The sequence below is a fragment of the Streptomyces sp. NPDC059456 genome, assembly GCF_042750055.1.
Lineage (GTDB): Bacteria > Actinomycetota > Actinomycetes > Streptomycetales > Streptomycetaceae > Streptomyces.
The window spans coordinates 1-5,428 of the sequence record NZ_JBHYVA010000594.1; the positions used below are offsets into that span (position 1 = coordinate 1).

At 72.1% G+C, this 5,428-nt stretch carries 5 protein-coding genes; all 5 read left to right on the top strand.

The window, feature by feature from the left end:
- Positions 1 to 340 precede the first annotated feature (340 nt).
- The 5 genes from rplU to galE all read left to right on the top strand — a co-directional run bounded on the left by rplU (position 341) and on the right by galE (position 5,319).
- Positions 341 to 661 (top strand): 50S ribosomal protein L21, encoded by a 321-nt coding sequence (rplU, locus tag ACFXA3_RS34240; protein WP_030159347.1) that lies wholly within the window; start codon positions 341 to 343, stop codon positions 659 to 661.
- A gap of 13 nt (positions 662 to 674) precedes the next feature.
- Positions 675 to 929, top strand: a complete 255-nt coding sequence (gene rpmA / locus ACFXA3_RS34245; RefSeq protein WP_069920265.1) for a 50S ribosomal protein L27 — start codon at positions 675 to 677, stop codon at positions 927 to 929.
- A gap of 167 nt (positions 930 to 1,096) precedes the next feature.
- Complete coding sequence (gene obgE / locus ACFXA3_RS34250; RefSeq protein ID WP_385193404.1) at positions 1,097 to 2,542, top strand: GTPase ObgE; 1,446 nt, start codon at positions 1,097 to 1,099, stop codon at positions 2,540 to 2,542.
- A gap of 76 nt (positions 2,543 to 2,618) precedes the next feature.
- Positions 2,619 to 4,238, top strand: coding sequence for a glycosyltransferase family 2 protein (locus ACFXA3_RS34255; protein WP_385193407.1), 1,620 nt, complete (start codon positions 2,619 to 2,621; stop codon positions 4,236 to 4,238).
- Between the two features lie 79 nt (positions 4,239 to 4,317).
- Complete coding sequence (gene galE, locus ACFXA3_RS34260) at positions 4,318 to 5,319, top strand: UDP-glucose 4-epimerase GalE (protein ID WP_385193410.1); 1,002 nt, start codon at positions 4,318 to 4,320, stop codon at positions 5,317 to 5,319.
- Positions 5,320 to 5,428 lie beyond the last annotated feature (109 nt).

The window sequence follows — 5,428 nt, forward strand, 5'->3', positions numbered from 1 at the left end:
AAAGCCCCCGCGGGGGCCGGCCCCGCGGCCCCCGCCCGCCGTCTCGCCCCCCCCCCACCCCTGCCCCCCCGGGCGGGGCCCCCCGGGGGGGGGGGGCCCCCACGGCCGCACGGGGCCCGGTTTGACCCTCCGGAACCGGCCCCGTAACCTAGACCGTCGGCATGTCCTAGATGGTTACGTCTAGTGCGCGTCGCGCTCCTGAGCACCTTCCTCCGGCCGGGCACCGCCCGCAGGAGAGGCCGCTCGTCCAATCCGGTTCCGTGCGGTCCCCGTCGTGAAGAGGGGCCTGCCTGAGCGGCTGGCTTCAGGAGCATCCGTCCCGAGTGAGAGAGAGATCCGCGTGTACGCCATCGTGCGCAGCGGTGGTCGCCAGCACAAGGTTGCTGTTGGTGACATCGTTGAGGTTGACAAGATTTCCACTGCCAAGGTTGGCGACACGGTCGAGCTCTCGACCCTGCTCGTTGTCGACGGCGACGCCGTGACCAGCGACCCGTGGGTGCTGGCCGGGATCAAGGTCCAGGCCGAGATCGTGGACCACCACAAGGGCGCCAAGATCGACATCCTGCGCTACAAGAACAAGACCGGCTACCGCCGTCGCCAGGGTCACCGCCAGCAGTACACGGCGATCAAGGTCACCGGTATCCCCACGGCTGCGAAGTAAGAGGGACTGAGACATGGCACACAAGAAGGGCGCATCGTCCACCCGGAACGGGCGCGACTCCAATGCCCAGCGGCTCGGCGTGAAGCGCTTCGGCGGTCAGGTCGTTTCCGCTGGTGAGATCCTCGTCCGCCAGCGCGGCACGCACTTCCACCCGGGCGCGGGCGTCGGCCGTGGCGGCGACGACACGCTGTTCGCGCTGCAGGCGGGCGCGGTCGAGTTCGGCACGCACCGTGGCCGCAAGGTCGTCAACATCGTTCCGGCTGCCTGATCCAGCTCCTGCTGATCAGCGGTACGTAACTTCCCGAGGGCGGATCTCAGCTCTTCCCGGCACCAGCCGGGAAGAGAGGTCCGCCCTCGGCGCGTTGGTACAGAGACACGTTTAATAGGCAGCAAGGTCTGCCTGGGACATTCCCGTATGTATCTGGAGGAACAACCATGACCACCTTCGTGGACCGCGTCGAGCTGCATGTCGCCGCGGGTAACGGGGGCCACGGCTGCGCCTCCGTTCACCGGGAGAAGTTCAAGCCGCTCGGCGGCCCCGACGGCGGTAACGGCGGCCGCGGCGGCGACGTGATCCTGGTGGTGGAGCAGGCGGTCACCACCCTGCTGGACTACCACCACAGCCCCCACCGCAAGGCCACCAACGGCAAGCCCGGCGAGGGCGGCAACCGCTCCGGCAAGGACGGCCAGGACCTGGTCCTGCCCGTGCCGGACGGCACCGTCGTCCTCGACAAGGAGGGCAACGTCCTCGCCGACCTCGTCGGCCAGGGCACCACGTACGTGGCCGCCGAGGGCGGCCGCGGCGGTCTCGGCAACGCCGCGCTGTCCTCCGCGCGCCGCAAGGCCCCCGGCTTCGCGCTGCTCGGCGTCCCCGGCACCACGGGCGACATCGTCCTGGAGCTCAAGACCGTGGCCGACGTGGCCCTGGTCGGGTTCCCGAGCGCCGGCAAGTCCTCGCTGATCTCGGTGCTCTCCGCCGCCAAGCCGAAGATCGCGGACTACCCCTTCACCACCCTCGTGCCGAACCTGGGCGTCGTCACCGCCGGCTCGACCGTCTACACGATCGCCGACGTCCCCGGCCTGATCCCGGGCGCCAGCCAGGGCAAGGGCCTCGGCCTGGAGTTCCTGCGCCACGTCGAGCGCTGCTCGGTCCTCGTGCACGTCCTGGACACCGCCACCCTGGAGTCCGACCGCGACCCGCTGGCCGACCTCGACGTGATCGAGGAAGAGCTCAGGATCTACGGCGGCGGCCTGGAGAAGCGCCCGCGCCTCGTCGTCCTCAACAAGGTGGACATCCCCGACGGCCAGGACCTCGCCGAGATGGTCCGCCCGGACCTGGAGGCCCGCGGTTACAAGGTCTTCGAGGTCTCCGCGGTCGCCCGTACGGGCCTCAAGGAGCTCTCGTACTTCCTCGCCGAGGTCGTCGCCAAGGCCCGCTCCCGCAAGCCGAAGCAGGAGGCGACCCGGATCGTCATCCGCCCGAAGGCCGTGGACGACGCCGGCTTCACCGTCACGTACGACGAGGTCGAGGACGTCTACACCGTGCGCGGCGAGAAGCCGGAGCGCTGGGTCCGCCAGACCGACTTCAACAACGACGAGGCCGTGGGCTACCTGGCCGACCGCCTCAACCGCCTCGGTGTCGAGGAAGCGCTGAAGAAGGCCGGCGCCCGCGCCGGCGACGGCGTGGCCATCGGCTCCGCCGAGAACGCGGTCGTCTTCGACTGGGAGCCGACCGTGATGGCCGGCGCCGAGATGCTGGGCCGCCGTGGCGAGGACCACCGTCTGGACGCCCCGCGTCCGGCCACCACGCGCCGCAAGGACAGGGAAGCCCAGCGCGGGGACTCGGCGCAGAAGGAATACGACGAGTTCCGGCCCTTCTGATCTGCCGTTTCGCCGTTCGGCTGGTCCGGACGGCGGAGTTGAAGTGATGTTTACGCCGGTCGCCTAGGATCCACGGGTGAGCAGCACCAACACTCCCAGCGTTTCCGTCGTGGTGATCGCGTACAACGACGCCGTGCTCGTGGGCGAGGCCGTGAACTCGGCCCTCGCCCAGGGCCCGGTCGTCGCCGAGGTGATCGCCGTCAACGACGCCTCGGCCGACGGCACCGCGGCGGTGCTGGACGAGCTGGCCGCCGTCCACCCCCGCCTGAAGGTCGTGCACCGCACGGAGAACAGCGGCGGGTGCGGTACGCCGCGCAACGACGGGATCGCGCTCGCGACCTCGCCGTACGTCCTCTTCCTCGACAGCGACGACGTCCTGCCCCCGGGGGCGGCCGACGCCCTCGTGCGCGCCGCCGAGGAGCACCGCGCGCCGGTGACCGTCGGCGCGTGCGTACGGCGGGAACTGCCGCAGTACCACGACGTGCCCTGGATGCCCGGCCTGTACACGGCGGGCGACGTGATCGAGCGGCCCGCCGACCGGCCCGAGCTGGTCCGCGACACCCTCTGCGTCAACAAGCTCTACGAGCGGGCCTTCCTGGACGCGCACGGCATCCGCTTCCCCGACGGCCGGTTCGTCTACGAGGACTTCGTCTTCACCGCGCGCGTCCTGGCCGCCGCGCCCCGCATCGCCGTCATCGGCGACCTCGTCTACGTCTGGCACGTGCGCCGCAGTGCCGCCCGGGTGTCGATCTCCCTGGACCGCAAGGACGTGGGCAACTGGCGCTCCCGGGTCGAGGCCCACCGCTCGGCCCGCCGGATCATCACCGAGTCCTCCCCGGAGCTGGGCCTGGCCTGCCAGGTGAAGTTCCTGGAGTACGACCTGCGGATGTACCTGCGCGAGCTCGGCAAGGACCCCGAGTACCAGGCCGCCTGGTGGACGCTGACCCGCGACTACGTCGCCGGGCTCGACGAGGCCGCGGTCGAGGCCGCCGGGGCGCACGCCCGCTGGATCGTCCGGCTGCTGCGGGCCGTCCCGGCCCCGCCCGCCGACGTGGAGCGGCTCACCCGCTTCGCCGCCGAGCCGCCCCGGCTGCTGCCCCCCTACGCGACCGGTCCCGACGGGCTGCCCGTGTGGAGCGAGGAGCTCCCGGTGGTCCTGGACGGGCTGGGCGCGCTTCCGGTGGCCGAACTGCCCGTCAGCATCGACGCCGAACCCCTCGGCCCGGCCCGGCTCCGGATCCGGGTGCGCGACCTGTACGGGCGCCTCGCCGAGGCCGGGCCGCGCACCGCCCGGCTGAGCTTCGTGCCCCGCTCGGGCGGTGAGCCGATCCCGGACCGGCCGGTGGAGCTGCACGCCGCCGCCGACGGTGACGGCTGGACCGCCGAACTGCCGTTCCGGCTGACCGCCGTGGCCGCCGCCGGGCGCCGCCGGGGCCGCCGCGGAATGCAGTCCTGGGGCGTCCAGGTCGGCGTGGACTTCGCCGACGGGAGCTCCCTGGTCACCTCCCCGCGCCCCCTCGACGATCTGCTGCGCCGCCGGGCGCTGCCGAGCAGCAGGTACGGTGTTCTGCTGGCGCAGCCGTTCCGTACGGGCGGAGGATCGCTGGCCCTGCGGCTCGCACCGGGTGCCGCGGGTGCGCTGAGCCTCGTACGCAACCGTCTCCACCGGGCCCGGGCAGGCCGCGGACCGGAGTGAGAAAGCCGGCGACCGCAAGGTCGCGCGAGAATTCGGACAGGCCCTCCGGACGCGTTCCGGGGACCCCAGGGAGGTACGCATGACTTTTCTGATCACTGGTGGCGCCGGCTACATCGGTTCCCACGTCGTCCGTGCGATGGTCGCCGCGGGTGAGAGCGTCGTCGTCTACGACGACCTCTCCACGGGCAACGAGGACCGCGTCCCGGAGGGCGTTCCGCTGGTGATCGGCTCGGTCCTGGACCGGCTGAACCTGGACGAGACCCTGCGCCGGTACAAGATCACCGGCGTGGTGCACCTGGCCGGCAAGAAGCAGGTCGGCGAGTCCGTCGAGAAGCCGCTGTTCTACTACCACGAGAACGTCGAGGGCCTTCAGGTGCTGCTGGGCGCCGTGGCCGAGGCCGGCGTCCGCAACTTCCTCTTCTCCTCCTCCGCCTCCGTGTACGGCATGCCCGACGTGGAGCTGGTCACCGAGGAGACCCCGTGCGCGCCGCTGAGCCCGTACGGCGAGACGAAGCTGGCCGGCGAGTGGCTGGTGCGCGCCGCCGGCAGGGCGCACGGCATCTCCACCGCCTGCCTGCGCTACTTCAACGTGGCGGGCGCGGCCGCCCCCGAGCTCGCGGACACCGGAGTCTTCAACCTGGTCCCGATGGTCTTCGAGCGGTTCGACCAGGGGGAGGGCGCCCGCATCTTCGGCGACGACTACCCGACCCCGGACGGCACCTGCATCCGCGACTACATCCACGTCGAGGACCTGGCCGAGGCCCACGTGGCGGCGGCCCGCAAACTCGCCGAGTGGGGCGCGAGCGGCGAGTACAGGGACCTCACGGTCAACATCGGCCGCGGCGAGGGCGTCTCCGTACGGGAGATGGCGCAGCTGCTGAACGAGGGCACCGGGCACACCCACGAGCCCGTCGTCGTCCCGCGGCGACCCGGCGACCCGGCGAAGGTCGTCGCCTCCGCCGACAAGATCGCCGCGGAGCTGGGCTGGAAGGCCCGGCACGACGTCCGCGAGATGATCACCTCGGCCTGGGCGGGCTGGGAGGCCAACCGCAAGGGCGAGGTGCCCCACATCGAGCGCTGAGCCGTACGCACGAGAGCCGCGGGGCCCCGCCCCGGGGGCGGGGGGGGGGGGGGGCCGGGGGGGGGGGGGGGGGGGGCGCCCGGGGGGCGCGGGGGCCGGCCGAGTGACA